Origin of the sequence: Desulfovibrio sp. (assembly GCF_019422935.1) — a bacterium.
Lineage (GTDB): Bacteria > Desulfobacterota > Desulfovibrionia > Desulfovibrionales > Desulfovibrionaceae > Desulfovibrio.
In genome coordinates this window covers 231946-249096 of record NZ_JAHZCJ010000005.1, presented here as the reverse complement: position 1 = coordinate 249096, position 17151 = coordinate 231946, and the positions used below count along the sequence as shown (strand labels likewise).

Here is a 17151-nt window from a genome sequence, read left to right as displayed (position 1 = left end):
GCTTTAAGCTTTACGGAACCCCCCGCCTAGCGGGGGGTTTTCTACATACAAAAAAGGGCCGGGGAGAAATCCCCGGCCCACTGATCTAGCTGACAGTTTGTCGTTTCCTATGCCTAGAACGTAAAGCGCAGGCCAAGGCTGAATTCATTGGCATACGGAGTATTGCCGATGGAAACCTTGTTGTCGTCAACGCGCTTGCTGATGTCGGTATAGCCCAGCCCCACAAAGCGGTAGGCCAGATCTGCCGAGATGTTTTCCGTAAAGGCATAGGAACAGCCCGCGCCGAGATTCCATGCAAAAACGGTATCATACTGCGTCAGGCTGCCGGAATCCCCATCGCCGTCAACGTCCGCAGTGTACTTGGTCTTGATGAATCCCATGCCGAGGCCGCCGCCAAGGTAAGGGGTAAAGGCCGTGGAGTTGTGGAAGTCCCAATATGCGTTGGCAAACAGCGTTTGCACGCCCCACTCGCCCTTAAACGATGCTGTGCCGCCATTAATCTGCTGATCCCAGGTTTTGGTCATATTGCTTCGTATCGCATATTCCAGTTCTGTGCGCATGGGCACCTGAAAATGCGGATAAAAGTCGTACCCCACAAAAATACCGCCCCCAACGGTGTTTTGTGAATACTGGCCAACGCCAAGCCCCTTCACATCACCGCTCAGAGAGAACGGGCCAGTGCTTTGAATGGAATCAATAAATTTTAAGCCGCCATAAACGCCGGTGTTTTCCGCAGCCGCAGGAGCCGCGAGTGCCAGGGACAGAACCAATGCAAGCATGAGACGCTTAAACATGATGACCCTCCTTGGTTTTGCCAAAAAAAACAGGTTTGTTTTTTGCTTATTCCTTTTTTTTCTTGACGACAACTGTCAGGCAACTGTTTTTGGCACAAATTATGCGTGATGAGGTAAAAAAAACAGATTTTTTAAACTTACAGGCAGGGGAATATGGGTTTTTGTCGATAGGAAGCGGAAAAACAGCCGTTAGAAACGAGAAAAGGGAATCCATGTTTCCATGAATTCCCTTTAAATCTCTGGTCGGGATGAAAGGATTTGAACCTTCGACCCCTTGAACCCCATTCAAGTGCGCTCCCAGGCTGCGCTACATCCCGACGCGAAAAGAGTAACTACGCGGAACAGCCCGGTCTGTCAACATTTTTGCAACATTATTTTGCATTTTTTAAGACTAATCCCACAAGCGGCGGAAGATACAGGGTGATATCCCCCTCATACCGACCCGGCAGGGGAGCAGTAAAATGCTCTGTTGGCGGGCTTTTTACCGCCAGATTGCCATGCCCGGCAAAGCGGATTTCGTCAGACGAAAGCAGCTCCGCATACTTGCCGGGGCTTACTGCAAAGCGCAGGCTTTTTTGCGCCTCAAGCTCGTGAAAGTTGAAGGCAAAGAGCAGTTGCCCGCGCTCAAAGGCCAGCAATCGCTTTTCTTCATGTATAAAGCGGAACATGGGCGGTTGGGCAAAGTCCTCAAGGTGGCTTTGCACAAGGGCGAGCATCTGCCTGTCCCATGAGGCCAGGGAGTGATATTTCAGCCCCGGGTCGTCCGCCAGCCGCCATTGGCGGTGCGCGTGTTTTTCCGCATCCAGCCATTCGGGATGCCCGAATTCGCAACCCATAAAGTTCAGGTAGCCCGCATCCGCCGTTGCCAGCGTTATAAGCCGCATGAGCCGATAGAAGGCCAGCCCGCGCGATATGTTCCAGCTCTCGGCCTTGTTGCCCATATGACCGTACATGGCATCGCCCAGCAACCGCCAGATCATGGCATCGCTGCCGTTGATGTGCTGGTCGTGGCATTCCACATAGCTGATTGTGCGGTCGTAGGGCCGATGGTTGGTCATTTCATACCACAGGCTGCCCATGTCGCGCGGCTCTTCAATGCACTTGGCCCAGTAATCGGGAATACCCATGGCGAAGCGGTAATCAAAGCCAAGGCCGCCTTGCTCGGGCGGGCAGGTCAGCCCCGGCATGCCGGAGAATTCTTCGGCAATGGTCATGGCTGATGGGGCAAGCTCGTGCGTGAGGGCATTGGCAAGATTGAGATACAGCTCCCCGTTCACATCGGCGCGGGGCAGGCCGTTTTTGCCGTAAAAGCAGCGACCCACGTGAGAAAAATCGTCATCCTCGCCAAAATCCGCATAGAGCATGTTGCCCACGGCATCAAAGCGGAAGCCGTCCACGCGGAATTCTTCCAGCCAGTAGCGGCAGTTGGAGAGCAGAAAACGCCGCGTTGCCTCCTGGCTGAAATCAAAGGATGGCGTTCCCCACTGGTTTTGCTGCCCGGTAAAAAAGTACCTGCTGCCATCGTACTGCGCCAGCCCTTGCTCCGTGTTGGCGCTGGCGTGGCCGTGGGGCACATCTAGTATCACCGCAAGCCCCAGGCCGTGCGCGGTGTCCACAAGCTCCTTAAAGCCGTCCGGGGTGCCGTAACGCGAGGACGGCGCAAAATAGCTGCTCACCTGATAGCCGAATGATTTGTACAGCGGGTGCTCCAGTATGCCCATGAGCTGCACCGCCGTGTAGCCGCAAGCCTTGATGCGGGGCAGGATGTCTCGGCAAAAATCTGCATAGCTGCCTACGCTGTCGCCCTTGTGCGCCTGCGCGGATTGCGCCATGCCCACATGGGCCTCGTAAATACGGGGAAAGGCCTGACGGGCAGGGCGGCGATGCTTGAAGCGGTAGGGTTCATCCGGCAGCCACAAGCGGGCGCACCATTGCTCCGGTACTGCCGCGTTCTGTTCCACCCAGTTGGCAAAGGCTGGCACACGCTTGAGGGCCTTGCCGGGGTGCTGCGCATCCTGCGCTTGCGCGGGAACCAGCCGCAACTCCACATAAGTGCCGTGCTGCAAGGCGTCGCCGGGCAGTTCCAGTTCAAAAATGCCGTCTGCACGGCGCTCAAAGCGGTATTTGGCGTGACGCTGAAAGTTCAGTTTGTCGGTAGTGAGCCACAGGCTTTCGGCATTGGGCATGTATTCGCGCCAGCGCCAGACGCTGCCTGCGGGCGTTGACTGGCGGTGCGCGCCAAAGGTGAGGTGCTGACCAGCGTAGGCGCGCAACGAACCATAGAGGGTGCGTATGCGCTCAATTTCAGCCGTGTAGGCCTGGGTGCGGTATTGCAAGAAGGGACGGTACTGCTCCAGGGCAGGGTCATCCAACGGACTGCCGGGAGAAGCGGAAGGCATGGCGGATCTCCTGTTTACGGTTGCCCGAAAGCGGCGGGCGCAGGCTCGTCATGCATTGCCCGTCCGACCCGGAAGCCGGACGGGCACAAAGGCCATTGCTGGCCAGAAATCGTCAGCTATTTGCAGCAGGCGCGCCAATCCTTGGCCGAAAGTTCGGCAAGGCATTCCACAAGAGCCTGTGTGCCCTTGCTGCCCTGGCCCTTGGCCTGCATGATGCGGTAAAGCTGGTCAGCCAGGGTGATGCCCGGCAGCACAAGCTTCATGCGGCGGCATTCGTCAAGGCAGAGGCCCAGATCCTTGATGAAGTGGTCGATAAAGAAGCCGGGGGCAAAGTCGCCCTTGAGCATGCGGCGGCCAAGGGTGTTCATGGCAAAGCTGCCGCCGGAACCCGCAACCACAAGCTCCATCCACTTGGCAACGTCAAGGCCTGCTTCCTGCGCAAAAAGGAAGGATTCGCAGGTGCTGATCATCACGCCAGCAATGGCGGCCTGATTGGCAAGCTTGCCCTTCTGGCCAAAGCCAGCGCCGCCGCAGTGCAGAATGTTGGTGCCCATCTTGTTGAAGCAGGGCAGTACGCGCTCGTAAGCCGCGTTGTCGCCGCCCACAAAGATGGAGAGCTTGGCATCGCGCGCGCCCACGTCGCCGCCGGTAACAGGGGCGTCCAGCGATTCGCAGCCCTGCTTTTTGGCGGCAGCGGCAATGCGCTCGGCCAGCACGGGGCTGGAGGTGCTCATGTCGCACACAATGCCGCCAGCGGCCAGGCCGCGCAGCACGCCGTTTTCGCCCAGCGTCACTTCTTCCACATCGTGGGGATAGCCCACAATGGTAAAGACCACGTCAGAGGCTTCGGCCACGGCGCGGGGGGTGTCGGCCCACTTGGCGCCCTTGGCGAGCAGGGGTTCGGTCTTGGCCTTGGTGCGGTTATATACGGTCAGCGGCCAGCCGGCTGCCTGAAGGTGTCCAGCCATCGACAGGCCCATCACACCCGTGCCAATCCAGCCAATACGCATTTTGTCAGCCATTGATTCTCTCCTTTTGTCTACTGAAAACGGCGTTCAAGGATTGCTTTCTGCATGGCCTCGCGCGAAACGGTTTTGTTTTTGCGCACCGCGTCCACGTGGAGCCGATACAGTTCAAGGTTTCGATGCATGTTCTCATTGAAGGGGTCATTGCCGCTGAAATCCTTTGCAAGGGATGCATCAGCGGCAGCAAGAACTTCGGGAGCAAGCAACGCGCTTTCTTCTACCTTGCTGCGGTAAAAGGTGAGGGACTTTTCAATGCTCGTATCAAGCATCACAAGGCCCCGGTTGGCAGTATCCAATATCTGCTTGAGCTTTTCAAGGGCCGCACCCTTGGCGGAAGCCTTTTCACGCTCCATACTTTCAATTTGCGTTTTCAAACTGTTACGTCTGCTGGAGTAATTTCTTAGGGTTTCGATCATATATACGCCGGTACGCAGCAGCGATTGCGCTTCAAGCTGCTTCTGGCGTTCCAGCATGACATTGTTTTCCTTGATGGTATTGCGCAGATCCTGAAGATTCTTGCGGGAGGCCTCATCCGGCGCGGCAGCCAGCAGGCGGTCGAGTTCATCAAGGGGATTACGGGCGGTCTGACCGTCCTGCGCCAGCGGGGCCAGTTTCTCGCCAGCCTTGTTCCATTCGGCGGTCAGTTCCTGCGGACGCCCGCCGCCGGGAGTATTGATACCTGATATTACGGGGCGAAAGCCCAGATCGCGGGCGTGTGCGGGGCCGTCTGTGAGAAAGAAGGGCATTTCTTCCCTGCGGCCCGGCAGAATTTCCGCATCGCCGGAGAGGAAGGAGCCGCCCTTGCGCACAAAACCGCCAGCAGAGCCGTGCAAACGGCCAGCCATTGAAAAGCGAAAGGCATCCAGCACCATTTCCGCAGCATTGCCGGCGGTGTCATAAATACCAAGCGGATTGGGCTTGCGCGAGCCAATGTTTGCCATGCCCTCGGCCCGTGCGCCCTGTTCCGGCCTGTAAACGGCGTAGTCGGCCTTGCTCTCCCCAGTGGGCAGGGCAAAAAAATCCTCCTGCAACAGCAGCTGGCTGCCAGCAGTCTGCCCGCCGCGCGCGGCGTATTCCCATTCCGTTTCTGTGGGCAGGCGCACAAAGCCCACGTTGCGCTGGTCGCCAGCAAAGCGCGGCAACGAATCGGGCGCGTTCTGCAAAAGCCATGTGGTGTAACGGCGGGTAAAGTCCACGGCATCATACCAGCTCATATCCGTAGCGGGACGGGCCGCTTCCGCGCCGGGATTTGCCGTATCCGGGCAGGCATTGTCCATCACGGCATGCCATTGCAGGTTGCTGACTTCGTACTTTGCCACAAGGTAAAAGTAGTTCTGCCCCTGCGGAGCCTGTTTGCGCCACGCTGCGGGCAGGTCTTCAAGCGTAAAAGCGCCGGAAAGCGCGGTATTGTAGCGCCGGTCGTAGAAGGCTCTGTCCTGATGGGCGCTGTCGTCCACACCGGGACGCATGGGCATATCCCACAGCAGACCTTTGGCGGGCACTGCCACCAGCTTGAAAACCATGCTCAGGCCGCAGGGCATGGGCAGGATGATGTCGTTATCCGCCGGTTTGGGATTATAGGCGTCAGCCGTGCTCACATCGGCCTTGCGGGCCAGAGCCGCCAGAGCGGATTGCGAGGCGCAGGGGGCAAGGAGCAGGGCGCAGCACACCGCGGCGGCAAAGCCCCACTGCAAGGGCGCGAGATTGCGGATGCGCAGATCAGATTTCACGGATAACCTCCGAGGGTTCAACGCGGGCAGCCCGCAAGGCAGGGGCAAGGGCGGCCAGCAGGGCAAGGCCAGAAACTGCGGCAAAGGCCAACGCAAAATGCTCCGGCAGCAGAAGGCAGACCTGCTCCATGCCGGTAACGCTGGCGCTGAAAAGCTTGTTGATGGCAAAGGCAGCCACCCCGTACACGCCGGAAGCCAGGGCCGTGCCCGTAAGGGCGGTCAGCAGGGATTGCGCCAGCGGAAAGAGCATCAGTTTGCCCGTGGTGAAGCCGTGAAGCCGCAGCAGGCCGAGGATGCGCTCCTTGCGCTTGATGCCAGCCAGCACGCTGCTGGCGGTGGACGCCAGAAAGCCGATGGCCGTTGCCGCGCAAATGAGGGCAAATATCAGGTTGAGGGCGCGGGCAAGCGCCGTAACCTGCTCGATTTCTTCCGCATGGGTGTACACATCAAGCTTTTGGGCGGCAAAGGCCTCCCGCAGCGGCATTACATGGTCAAGGCTGCGGGCGTACAGGCGGAATCCGGGGTAGACGCGCTCGCCCTGCGGGCGGGGTTCGCCTGTCCAGCCGTTCTGCGTGCCCAGTTCGGGCACGGCGCGGCCATCGCGATAGTCTTCCGTGGCTTCCATGAGGGCCAGCGGTACGTAGGCCACATCTTTTTGTTGGGCCGCCAGAGGCAGCACTGCCGCCACACGCAGAGCCACGCGGGCTGTCTGCACCTTGCCCTGAAAGCGCCGTTCAACCTTTCCATTAAGGGTGTCGCCCTGCTTGAGATGCAGCTTTTCCGCCGCAGAGGAAGACAGAGTTACGCCAATGGCTTCGGTGTCTGGCGATTGCGGCATGCTTGGCACCGTAGCGCCAAAGCGCAGCAACAGGGGGTCGCCCTCTGCGGTCGGCTCCAGCGAGGCCACCAGCACGGAGCGCGCATCGCCATTGCCCGCGTTCAAATCCATGGTGGCGGCAATGGAGCGCGTGCGGGGCAGCACAAAGGCCACATCCGGATGGGCTGCCAGTTTGGCAAGATATTCAGGCGTGTATCTGCCGCTTATGACGGGCGAAATTTCAAGATTGCGGGGGTCGTTGCGCAGGCGCTCGGTGAGTGTTTGCACCACGCCGAATTTTACGCCGTAGAGCACCAGCAGAGGAGTGAGCACTGCTGCCAGCCCGAGCACGGCGCAGGCCGAGAGCAAAAATTCGTGCCAGTAGTCCTTGCAGGCCAGCCGCAGCATGGTTGTCCAAGTATTCGCCGCCATAATCAGGCCGCCCTCCCTGTCCAGTGGAGGATAGACGCGCTGCCGCCCTTGTCCTGCTCCACGCGTACCGGCGCGAGCACAAAGCCTGCCTGACGCGCCTGCTCAAGGTTGTGCGTGACCATGACCACCGTGATGCTCAACTGGCGCGCAAGCTCCGCAAAAAGCCGCAGCACGTTGGCCGCATGGCCGGGATCAAGCGCGGCTGTTGGTTCGTCCGCCAGCACGACAGATGGCCCGTGCGCCAGCGCCGAGGCTATGGCGACCCGTTGGCGTTCACCCACAGAGAGCGTTGCCGGGTAATGCCCCAGCAAGTGCCCGATGCCAAGCCGATCAACCACGGTTGTGATGGCCTCCTGACGCTTGGCAAGGATGCCGAGGCTCTTGCAGCGAAGCACAATATTTTCCCGCGCGCTCAGGAAGGGCAGCAGCCCGCCTGTTTGCAACACATAGCCAAGATGGTGCAGGCGCAGCAGGGCCAGAGCATCGGTGCCGCCACTGCGCCACGCGGCCAGAATATCCGTAGAGATTCCGGCCTGCGGGCTGAACATAAAACTGGCTGCGGCACTGGCAGGATGGGGCAGGTTGCCTTGCCCTGATCCGGTGGGTTTGTGCGGCAGGGCAAAGCCCTCGGGCGTCATATCCGGGCTGAGGGCGCAGGCCAGCATATCCAGCGCGGTGCTTTTGCCGCAACCGCTGGGGCCAACCAGAGCCAGCAGACTGCCGCGCGGCACGTCAAGCTGCTCTATGCGCAGGCGAAACCCCTCGTCACCGGGCCGGGTTTTGCCAATATTACGCAGGCTGAAAACCATGTCGGACATTAAAACTCCAAGCATTGCGGCGGGCCGCAGACTTTTGCTGTTGCCCGTCTGCGGCCCCATTGCGCGCCCGGTTGGGCCAAGATCATGAAAAATCTTGTTCCCTGCCAGGGAAGGGGCCTATTTATGAAGGAAGTGCACGCTGTTTGGTACTCGACCTGAATAAAAAGGCTATCTGAGGCACAGGCAGGGAACAAAAAAACATAGTGAACAGCCCTAGGGCAGCATGCTCAGCGGCACACGGTAAACCCAGTCGCCGGGGTTGGCCTGACCGAAGCTTTCCCAGTTGGCGCGGTCGCGGTCATATTCCTCATAGCGGGCAAGCCGGGATTTGAGGCGGTTGATAAAGGCCGTCTGCTCACCCACGCTCATGCGGTACCAGTCTTCCTCGCGCAGCAGCATGACGTCGCTCTTGTAGGGCAGACCGTCCAGAAATTCGGAAAGCACGCCAAGTTCGGCCAGATTCTTGCCCTGCGTGGGCATGTTGGGATCGCGGGCCATACGGGTGGAGGCAGAAAGCACACCCTGGAAAAAGTCGCGCGCGTCAGTCTTCTTGGTGCGCTCGGCATTGTCGATGATGGCCTTGAGCTGGGCGCTCAGGTCGTTGAGCTGGTTCTTGGTCAGCAGCACGGCCACGTCAACGCAAGGGGTCTGCCTGCTCTTGGCAAGCTGGTTCAGATCCATGTCTGCAATCCATGAATTTACCACGGAAGGCGCGGCATTTTCACGCGCCTTGCCGAGGTATTCAAGCTGCATGGCATAGCCGAGGGTCGCGGCCAGATTGGCGGCCTGATCCTCCGCTGAAGCCGTCTGCGGCTTCTCGTCCTTGGGCTTGGTCATGATCTTGCCTTCGGCGGTGTTCTTGACCATATCGAGCATGCCGGTGGCGAGGGTCTTGGTGATGGCGGCAAACTGCTCCGCACCCTTGGCGGGCGTGGGTGCGGACACAACAAGATAGTTGGAGCGGTTGCCCGAAAGCTTGCTCAGTGCGCGGTAGCTCTGCTCCGCATAGGCGTGGTTGGCGTTGCCGCCGGGGCTTTTGAGATGCAGGGCGGTAATCCAGATGCCCTTTTGGCGGGCAAAGTCGTTGACTTCGCTTGGGCCCATGGCCACAGAGGCAAACTTGTCGCCGCTTTTGAGCGGGCCTGCATCAGTGATCAGCAAGATAAGACGCGAGGAATAGTCGCCCCAGTTCAGGCCTTCAACGGCCTTGTACACGCCGGCCAGCGAATCTTCGTTGAAATCGTGGCTGGAAACCTTGGCTTCCTGCACTTTTGAGAGCTTGTCTTCAAGGCTTTTGCGGTCTTTTGCCGTGGCAAAATCGCTCACAACCTCGGTGGTGTATTCCAGACCGGGCGTTGCCTTGGTGCTGCTGCGAAAGGCCACAACGGCAAAGCCCACATTGTCTGTCATGTGATCTTTTTCAATCTTGTCGTATATCTGCCGAACCACGTTCAGGCTCTGGTCGATATAGGGCTTCATGGAAATGGTGGTGTCGATGACAAGGGCAATGCCGGTCTTGGGCGGGCCGTTCTTGCCGTCCTTGTTCTTGCCGTTGCCGGGGTCTATGGAGGCCACCCGCAGGAACTTTACGCCGTCAAAGGGGTCTTTCATGTCCAGTATGGGCATGAGATAAAAGCGTTTTTCAGACACTGCGCCCTGCGCGTCCGACGGCTCGCTGGCAAGGATGGGCATGGTTTCCGGCGCGGGCTGGTTGCTCTGCCGCAGGCTTGCTGCCTGCGCTTCAAGGGCATCGAGCCTTTTCTCCATGTCTGGAGCGGCGCACAGTTCGTTCAGGCCGGTTTCCGTCTTGAAAAACAGCACAGGATCGCGCCCGGTGCGGGGCGTGAACAGCAGGGTGAGCGACTGGTTCCAGTCCGTAGCCTTGGCGGCTTCCATCCAGCCCTCGGGCTGCGCGGTGGAAGCACCAACCTGAATGTACGCATCCTTGCGGTCATAGACGTACATAACCGTAAAGGGCACCACGCTTTTGCGCACCACGGCGCCATCGGCCTTTGGCTCGGCCAGCAGAGCCGCGCCGGGATGGCTGACCACCCGCTGGAACAGCGTTTTTTTACCCTGCTGCAACAGGGGCGCGGCAGAAGAGGTGGAAACAGTGCCAGCAAGGCAGACGCCAAGGCCCAGCATCAGCAGGGCTACAAGGCAGCAACGGCGAAACAGGGGCATGCAGTGCATAGTGAACTCCTCGCGGAATACAGCAATTCCAGGTCAAACTGCTCGGGGGCCGCGTTTATTGCCAGTTTTGCAGCAGGGAGCGCGCCTCGGCATCACCCTTGGCCTCAAGAGCGCGGGCGTGTTCTTTCAGCGTATCCAGTGCCGCCTTGGCCTGAGGCTGGCCCTTTTGCAGGGCCTGATCGTACCAGCGCTTGGCCTGCGTGAGGTCGGCGGGGATGCTGCCGCGCGGCAGGGTGCTGGCGGGGTCGTAAAACTGACCCACAAGGAACATGGCTTCGGCATCGCCTTTCTGCGCCGCATCTTCCAGCAGCAAAAATGCGGCGTCGCTTTCTTCCGGCTTGGCGTCGGCCTTGCGCAAGGGCTTTGCCATGGCAAGGCTCACGTCGGGCAGTGCCTGCCCGCGCAACTGCTCCCGCGCGGAAGCCAACGGGGAAAGCGGCTGCTTGGCGGCATCCGCCCCTTGCTGTCCGGCGTCTCCGGGCTTGGGCTGGGCCTGATCAGGGCTTTGGGGCTTGTCCGCATTCTGCGTCTGCTCAGGGGGCGTGGGCAGGGGGGCTTTTTCCGGCTCGCGCAGCAGGAACCACCACGCGGCAACGCCTGCGGCAATGGCTGCAAGCACAAGCAGGAGCACAAGCCCGGCCTTGCCGCCGGATTTGCCTTCTTCCTTGCTTGCCATTTCGAGCGGAGCTTCCTGCTGCTGGGGTGCTTGCGGCTCCTCAAAAGCCAGAGGCGGCTCCGGCGATTCCAGCACTGGTTCCGACTCCGGTTCGAGAGCGGGCGGCGCGACAGGCGGGGGAGTTTGCGGAGCGCCAGCGCCCATGCCATGCCCGCCCGCGATGTTGGAATATACGAGCGATTTTACGGCAAGGGCGCAGCTGCCTACGCCGCGCAGGCTGATACGGTAGGCATCGAGGTTGTCCACCTCGTCCACCACCGCAGGGCCAACGGCCAGCCGCAGGCTGCCTCCGTCATTATCCCAGGCATCGGGGGTGAGCAGGGTTTCGCTCTCCTGCCAGCCACGGGGGCCAAGGCATTTGCCGTCAGATGCCCGCAGCAGTGTAAAGCCGGGTTCGCTCACATCGCCTGCGTCAAATATCTCGATGATTCCGTTACCGGGGCCGCGCCCGGTATCGGCTGAAATGCTGGCGCGCATGGTTTATCCTTTGAAGGCCTGCAAAAGTTCGCGCAGGCGGTTGTTCTGTTCAGGGTTGACGCTCTGCTGACCGTCAAAATCCACATTGGCCATAACGCTGTATGCCATGGCGCGCAGCCAGTCGGTATACCACAGGCGGTCATAGGGCGATTCTTCCTCGCCGATGCGGGGTTCCCCTTTGATTTCCTGCGGTGGGTTAAACAGGGGCACGCTTTTGCCGCCAAAAACAACGGTACGCCGCGTCTGATCCTTGAAGCGTGGGTCAAAGCCCCACCAGTCCACAAAGGCGTTGATGGCGTCCGCAGCAAGGCTCACCTGCTTCCACATGAGGCGCTCGCGGGCCATGTTGCTGAATGCCGAAGAACGGCGCAGCTCCGCCTCCAGATTTTCGCGCAGCTTGCAGCGCGCTGCGGCCTGCACAAGCTCATGGCAGAACTGGTCAAGTTCCTTGGCGGGCAGGCCAAGCTGGCCCCTGACTTCCACATCGTTGCAGAGGTCGCGCAGCCGCCCTGTCCAGTGGTCCATGACCATTCCGGCAAAGACCTGGGCGCTGTCTTTGGCTTCCGCATCGGCGGCGTCTGCCGCTGGCGCGGACACAGGAGCGTCGTCGCCAAAGATGTCGCCCAGAATGTCGTTGGCGGAAACACGCGCGCCCACAACCTGAGCTGGCGCGGCGGCCTGGCCTTCATCCGGGCTTTGGCGGGCGTTGAGGCAGATTTCGTAGAGGTCAAAATCGCGCACCTGAAGGCGGCGCAAAAATTCGCCGAAGAGCTGCTTTTCCGCAACCTTGGCCATCTGCGAAACCAACAGACGGGAGAGCTGCTCCTTTTGCCTGCGCAGTTCTTCCCTGTCGTCCGTGCGGTAGAAGGGCGCAAGCCCGGTGCGCAGACGCTCGCATTTTTCGGCAAGGCTGCCGCTGATCTGCTGCCGCTTGAGTTCTGGATTACACAGGGGCCGCAGGCTCTGGCGCAGCAGGCCAACGCCGCCGTCGTTGAGCGTCATGGCCGCCTGCCAGGCCCGTTCCGGGTCAGCCACATGCTTCTGCACCAGTGGCGATTGCATGAAGGACTGACGCACTTCTTCCACAAAGGCCTGTTGTTCCTGCCGGATGCCGGTTTCACGCCTGTCGTCGTAATCGAAAATGGCTTCGCACAAGAAGTTGGGATTGCGCAGCAAAAAGACATTATTGAAGGGGTGCGTGCCGTCCCAGTTTTGCGGCCAGTCGTGCACCTGACCGAAAAAGTTCACCAGCGAGGATTCCAGCCGGGTTGTCCAGCGGGTTTCCACTGAGGGCGATCCGGCCTTTTTTTCAAACTCCATGTCCATCTTGGTGAGCACAAAAAAGAGCGCTGGCGCTTTGCTGGCGCGCATTTCCGGCGTTTCGCCGTGGGTGGAGCATATCCATTCATACACGGCCTGCGGCAGATCCTGCACCTCCTGGGTGCTGGGTCCGATGCAGAGCAGCATGCTGGTGAGCTCTTTTTCTTCTCGGTAGCGCTCAAAAAGATAGGCCACCTTGCCGCGCAAAAAGAGTTCCTTGAGCATGTCCTTGCGGCTGTCCAGCGCGGCGCGCAGATCGCTGAATTTGTAGCGCGCGCGGTATCCGGGAAAGTCCAGCAGGTCGGTGTGGTCAAAAAAATCGTCCGGCTTTTCACGCATGTAGATGGTGATTTCGGCCGTAAGGGCCGTCACCAGCGCGCGGGGCAGGTCAGCCTTGCGGCCCTCCGCGCCCACAAGGGTCAGCATGTCCGTAGGTGGCTCGTTGAGGCCCTGCAATCGCGCCACGTCAATAATGCTGTTGCTGCGGGGTATGAGCGCGTCAATGGCGCAACATGCCTCGGCAGCGTTGCCAAGCTGACGCAGGGCCGCGCCAAGCTGAATATACACTGCCTGAAATTCCGGCACACTGTCCCATATCAGGCCCACAAGACGGGCGCGGTCTTCCAGCTCCAGACGGGGGGCCAGTTCCATGGCCCGCACCCAGTAGCCGTTTTGGAGCATCTGCACTCTGGGGCGCGAAATGAAGTTTTTGTTCACATAATCGCGCAATTCTTCCACATCGTCCACGTTCATGCCGCCGGGTACGGGCGCAGACTGGGCGCGGCCCTGCAGGCTCTCCAGCTCCTTGGCGAGAGCCTCGGCATTGGGTGCGTCTTTGTGGTCGCAGTCCGCATAGTACGTATTGGCGAGCACACGGGCCACGTCAGTTTCCGAAAGCAGACGCAGGCGGATGGGGTAGGCCTCGGTAACGCCCTCGGGCGGCGTGGTGGTAAAACGCGTAACCAGCCCCGTGGATTCCTTGCCGCCCTCTGGGTTGATATCCTTGATGAAGTTGAAGGTCTGACCGCAAAAATCGGCCAGAAGCACCTTGTCCGCATCGCTGGCAAGGGCCGAGATAAGGTAGGACTTGCCCGACTGGCTGGGGCCAAACACGCCCACGCACATCTTGCGGCGGGCCGCCTGCTCGCACTTGCCGAAAAAGCGGGCCGCATGGCGCAGATCCTTTTGCAGGGCTGCGCGTTCATTGCCCACAAGTTCGGCATTGTCCTGAAGCCATGCCCCTGCGGAACGGGAAGTTTCCGCCAGTTCGCGGCAGTGCCGCGCTAAATCCATATCCTGCTGCTGCATAACCATCCTCAATTATCCGGCGTCGGTGACAATGCCCGTATCCAGCCAGTAGCCTTCGTCCAGTTTCAGGGTTTGCAGGCGGATTTCAAGATCGCGGCGGTCAACGCTGCGCTCCTGGCAATCCACGATGGAATCAATGCGGAACTCGCCCTCGCTACGGCGATCCTTGTCCGTCTCGCTGCGGATATCTTCCTCATCCAGGGCATCGGCAACGCTCAGGCTGACCTCAACCCTATAGGGCAGTCGGCCCGAAGCGCGGGAGCGGGCTTCCTCCGTGGCAAAGGTCAGCAGATGGTAGCGCGTGGTGGGCCAGCGCTCGGCATCCAGTTGTCTGTAGCCTATGGAAAGCGGCCCGCTGAAGGCCACGGCGCGGGTTTTGTCCGTGCCGTCCTTGCTCTCCACATCCACGGTAAACCAGACCTTGGGGCGCTTGAGCTGGCTGTTGATATCCATCTCGCCGATATAACGGGCGGTAGATGTAAGCTTGAGCGCGCCGGAATCAAAGGAGAAACCTTCAAGATGCCCATCGGCAAGCGCGCAGAGGATGGCCCCCACCACAACCGTGGTTTTGGGGTCGGTAATGCGGCCCTGCGCATCGGCAAAGGGATACCACGAGCCAGCGTGATAGCGCCGCATGGGAATGATCCTGTCTGGCGGCACGGGCAGCTTGGCGAGCACTGTGGCGATAACGCCGTTCCACGAACTGGGCCGCCCGGTGAGCAGCAGCACATCGCAATCGTACATGTGCACCACTTCGCACAGGGCGGAAAGCGTTGAGCCAAGCGTGCTGCGGATGGTTTCTTCCACAGCGGCCTGATTGACGCTGATGGGCACATCAAGGATGTTAAAGTTCTGGATGAAGGATGCGGAGCGCCGCACCATTGCCTTAACATCCCGCAGTGTTGCAGGCTGAGGCCGTGGCGCAAGTGCTGCCGGGCTGAACCGGGGCGAATCCGCTGCGGGCTTTGCCGCAGATGGTGCGGCGTCCGCCGCCGTATCTGCCGCAGCATCAGCCGTTTCTCCGCTGCCCACAGGGTCAGGCTCAAAAAAGTCGCCCAGCGTGCAATTAAAAACGCTGCCGCGCAGGTCGGGATTTTCGCAGGTTGCCAGCAGCCCCAGGGCAACGGGCACGGCAATCTGCCGCACCAGCCGCACCCTTGTATTGCGGTCTTCCTGCGACATGCCGATGGAGTCGCGCCCAAAAAGCTGCCCCAGCAGAGAACGCGGTTCTGCAAGGCCCTCGCGCGTCAGCGCCTGACCAATGGCCGGGATCACATGGTTGGCCACAACCTCGCGAAGTACTTCATCGCCCGCAATGTTGAAGCCGTCCCTGAATTCCGTATGCGGCTTGATGCGCGCGGTGTCGCCCTCGCCGCTGGCAAGCTCGAAGGTGGTGATGGAAAGGTCGGTTGTGCCGCCGCCAATATCAATGGAAGCCATGCGAATGCACGGATGGTTGCCGCAGGCCTCGCGCGGCTTGCCCATGAGGCGAAACAGATGGTGCGCGTCGCCGTGCTGTTTGACCGCAAGTTCGTTGTAGAGCAGTACAAGCTGCGAGCAACTGGCTTCGTCCCAGTCGCAGCGCACCTGCGGGCTTTGGCGGTAATCGCCCGTGAGGGTGCGGGTCTGTAGCCGCGGGGCGTACCACTGGCTCCAGCCAAGGGCGTCCCACACCACGCGCACGGCCCACGTGACCCAGCGGCGGAAAATACGTTTTTCCGCAACGGGCATGGCCGTAGGCACCGTAAAGATGAGCCTTCTGAGCCTGCGGGGCAGGTTGGGCAGCTCACGGCGGGCGCGTGTGGCTGGCGAATTGATGGTCACAAGGGCCTGAGTCAGAATTTCGCCCAGCATGAAGAGCATGAGCGATGAGCGCGTAAACAGTGATTCAAAAATCGGCTCAGGCTGCTGCTTTTGCAGGGCCGGGCTTTTTTTGAACATGGGGTCGTCAAAGCACGAAAGCGGCGTACCCTGCGGGTTCAACTGGCGCGGAAACAGCCCTCGGCTGACCATGGGCTCGGATTTGCCGCCAGTGTTGTAGCGCCAGCTCTGTTGCCAGGGGCGTTCGTCCCACAGGTAGCGCTTGGGGCTGGACATGCCTGTCGTGCCCTCTGCGCACACGGCCTGCGTGGCAAGGCGGGCGGCTTCCGGCCCGATGCGCACGGCAGAAGGCCAGGCAAAGGCCGGAGTCTGGCGGCCCGAACGGCGCGAAAGCGCATCGTTGCCAAAGGCCGCATCCACAAATTCCACACGCGTTTCAAAGGGGTCGGAATAGATGTGTTCCGGCTGGCTCAGATCGCGCAGTTCAAGCAGGTAACTGTCGTTGAGATTGGTGATGCGTTGGGGCAGGGTTTCCACCAAGATGCCCGTGGTGCGCGAATTGCCGATATCCAGCACAAGATCCACATCCACAGGGGTGTCGCGGTCAGGATTGATGACCTGAGCCGCCAGATCGTTGAGCGCAAGGCGCACCACGTCAAGCCATGTGAGGTAGGAGGCCAGATGCTCCAGCACGTAGGGGTAGCCATCGTGCCATGCGCCGCGTCCACGGTGCTGTGACTGCTTCCACGCATCATAGAGGCCGTTGAGCCATTCATCCACCCAGGCCGCGTTGAGAAACCACGAATTGTCGCGCACAAGGTGGGCCAGCATAAAATGCCCGTGGGCCGTCACATCCTGCGGAGAAAGCGCATGGTACTGCTCGCCCTGAGCGGGGCGGTCTTCCACATTGGTGTCAAACATGAGCACCACGCGGAGCTGACCGGGGTGTCTTTCTGACCGCATAACCCGCGCCCTCGCCCAGTTGGAGGGGCCGCATTCAAAGCGCTTGCCGCCGTCCGGCCAGGGCTGGTCGAGCGTGCGCAAAAAGGGAATGGGCAGCCAGTGGCCTTCCCAGGCATCCAGCGCGCGCCGGGCTTCGATGCTGTAGTCCTCATCGCAGGGCAGGCCGCTCAACTGGTCGATAAAGCCGTTTTCCGTTTCTGTCAGGCAGCGCAGATAGTGGGTGTAACGCGTCTGCTCGTCGGATTCTTTCTTTTTTTCTTCGCGAAAATACCGCCGCAGTCTTTTGACGGCATCTTCGGGCATGGAGAAATCAAGAAACTGCGGGCAGCCGCCGGGAATAATGCTGACCGGCGAAAGGTAACGGGGTATGACATCCAT

General features: G+C 60.2%; 10 protein-coding genes and 1 tRNA gene. All 11 read right to left on the bottom strand.

Annotation, left to right across the window (positions count from 1 at the left end):
* Nucleotides 1–113: 113 nt before the first annotated feature.
* The gene (locus QZ383_RS08820; protein ID WP_291444741.1) at nt 114–794 is read right to left on the bottom strand and encodes an outer membrane beta-barrel protein; all 681 of its coding nucleotides are present in this window, start codon (nt 792–794) and stop codon (nt 114–116) included.
* A 240-nt stretch (nt 795–1034) separates the two neighbouring features.
* Nucleotides 1035–1111 (bottom strand) — tRNA-Pro (locus QZ383_RS08815).
* A gap of 54 nt (nt 1112–1165) precedes the next feature.
* Nucleotides 1166–3193: an alpha-amylase family glycosyl hydrolase gene (locus tag QZ383_RS08810; protein ID WP_291444740.1), complete on the bottom strand. Its 2028-nt coding sequence runs from the start codon at nt 3191–3193 to the stop codon at nt 1166–1168.
* A 116-nt stretch (nt 3194–3309) separates the two neighbouring features.
* Nucleotides 3310–4215, bottom strand: coding sequence for an NAD(P)-dependent oxidoreductase (locus tag QZ383_RS08805; protein WP_192111745.1), 906 nt, complete (start codon nt 4213–4215; stop codon nt 3310–3312).
* Between the two features lie 17 nt (nt 4216–4232).
* A complete protein-coding gene (locus QZ383_RS08800) occupies nt 4233–5948 on the bottom strand; it encodes an SUMF1/EgtB/PvdO family nonheme iron enzyme (RefSeq protein WP_291444737.1) in 1716 nt (571 codons plus the stop codon).
* Nucleotides 5938–7197 (bottom strand): FtsX-like permease family protein, encoded by a 1260-nt coding sequence (locus tag QZ383_RS08795; protein WP_291444736.1) that lies wholly within the window; start codon nt 7195–7197, stop codon nt 5938–5940. The genes QZ383_RS08800 and QZ383_RS08795 overlap by 11 nt, the downstream gene beginning before the upstream one ends.
* A 2-nt stretch (nt 7198–7199) precedes the next feature.
* Nucleotides 7200–8015, bottom strand: a complete 816-nt coding sequence (locus tag QZ383_RS08790; RefSeq protein WP_291444734.1) for an ABC transporter ATP-binding protein — start codon at nt 8013–8015, stop codon at nt 7200–7202.
* Nucleotides 8016–8228: 213 nt separating this feature from the next.
* The gene (locus tag QZ383_RS08785) at nt 8229–10208 is read right to left on the bottom strand and encodes a vWA domain-containing protein (RefSeq protein WP_291444732.1); all 1980 of its coding nucleotides are present in this window, start codon (nt 10206–10208) and stop codon (nt 8229–8231) included.
* Between the two features lie 55 nt (nt 10209–10263).
* A complete protein-coding gene (locus QZ383_RS08780) occupies nt 10264–11361 on the bottom strand; it encodes a sel1 repeat family protein (protein WP_291444730.1) in 1098 nt (365 codons plus the stop codon).
* Nucleotides 11362–11364: 3 nt separating this feature from the next.
* Nucleotides 11365–13974, bottom strand: coding sequence for a virulence factor SrfC family protein (locus QZ383_RS08775; RefSeq protein WP_291444727.1), 2610 nt, complete (start codon nt 13972–13974; stop codon nt 11365–11367).
* Nucleotides 13975–14001: 27 nt separating this feature from the next.
* Nucleotides 14002–17151 (bottom strand): virulence factor SrfB, encoded by a 3150-nt coding sequence (locus QZ383_RS08770; protein ID WP_291444725.1) that lies wholly within the window; start codon nt 17149–17151, stop codon nt 14002–14004.

Excerpts from the sequence above, each read along its gene's own strand:
- QZ383_RS08785 (WP_291444732.1), bottom strand. The coding sequence starts at position 10,208 with ATGCACTGCATGCCCCTGTTTCGCCGTTGCTGCCTTGTAGCCCTGCTG.
- QZ383_RS08820 (WP_291444741.1), bottom strand. The coding sequence starts at position 794 with ATGTTTAAGCGTCTCATGCTTGCATTGGTTCTGTCCCTGGCACTCGCG.
- QZ383_RS08775 (WP_291444727.1), bottom strand. The coding sequence starts at position 13,974 with ATGGATTTAGCGCGGCACTGCCGCGAACTGGCGGAAACTTCCCGTTCC.
- QZ383_RS08795 (WP_291444736.1), bottom strand. The coding sequence starts at position 7,197 with ATGGCGGCGAATACTTGGACAACCATGCTGCGGCTGGCCTGCAAGGAC.
- QZ383_RS08790 (WP_291444734.1), bottom strand. The coding sequence starts at position 8,015 with ATGTCCGACATGGTTTTCAGCCTGCGTAATATTGGCAAAACCCGGCCC.
- QZ383_RS08805 (WP_192111745.1), bottom strand. The coding sequence starts at position 4,215 with ATGGCTGACAAAATGCGTATTGGCTGGATTGGCACGGGTGTGATGGGC.
- QZ383_RS08770 (WP_291444725.1), bottom strand. The coding sequence starts at position 17,151 with ATGGATGTCATACCCCGTTACCTTTCGCCGGTCAGCATTATTCCCGGC.
- QZ383_RS08780 (WP_291444730.1), bottom strand. The coding sequence starts at position 11,361 with ATGCGCGCCAGCATTTCAGCCGATACCGGGCGCGGCCCCGGTAACGGA.
- QZ383_RS08810 (WP_291444740.1), bottom strand. The coding sequence starts at position 3,193 with ATGCCTTCCGCTTCTCCCGGCAGTCCGTTGGATGACCCTGCCCTGGAG.